We start from the raw sequence: 713 nt of genomic DNA on the forward strand, positions 1-713 counted from the left end.
GTACTCCGAATATGTTAATGATGAAAGTATGAGCGTATCTCAAAGGATAATCAAAATGGAGTTGTCACTTACTACGTGAAGGGAAAGGAGAAACGAGTGTGGAACTCTTAGAAGCAATTTTAAGCAACAAAAATATGAATGAAGCCTACTTACGCGTTTATAAAAACAAAGGTGTTAGTGGAGTTGATGGTGTAACAGTCGAAGAACTAAAGCAATATCTGAAAGAGCACAAGGACGAGCTACGTCAGCGCATTAGAACAAGGAAATACCAACCACAAGCTGCCTTAAGAGTGGAAATCCCAAAAGAGAATGGCAAGATGCGCAAGCTGGGAATACCAACAGTAGTGGATAGAGTCGTTCAACAAGCCATTCATCAAATACTCAGCCCGATATTTGAGAAGCAGTTCAGTGAATTCAGTTATGGTTTTAGACCAAAAAGAAGTTGTGAGATGGCAATTGTTAAAAGCTTGGAATTTCTAAACAACGGATATGATTGGATAGTAGATATTGATTTGGAGAGATTCTTTGACACAGTTCATCACGATAAATTGATGCGAATTATATCTAACTCAATACATGTCGGAGACGTCATTTCTCTCATAAGAAAGTATCTAGTCAGTGGAGTTATGGTGAATGGGAAATATGAAGAAACACCAGTCGGAACTCCGCAAGGAGGCAATCTCAGCCCTTTACTGAGTAACATTATGTTGAAC

At 38.7% G+C, this 713-nt stretch carries 1 protein-coding gene; it reads left to right on the top strand.

Translation table 11 applies throughout. From position 1 onward, the window contains the following. Positions 1-98: 98 nt before the first annotated feature. Positions 99-713: reverse transcriptase domain-containing protein (locus tag FE392_RS22810; RefSeq protein WP_319931963.1), on the top strand; the 615-nt coding region annotated here is incomplete at its 3' end.

The sequence above is a fragment of the Xenorhabdus santafensis genome (assembly GCF_033949405.1).
Classification (GTDB): Bacteria; Pseudomonadota; Gammaproteobacteria; order Enterobacterales; family Enterobacteriaceae; genus Xenorhabdus; species Xenorhabdus santafensis.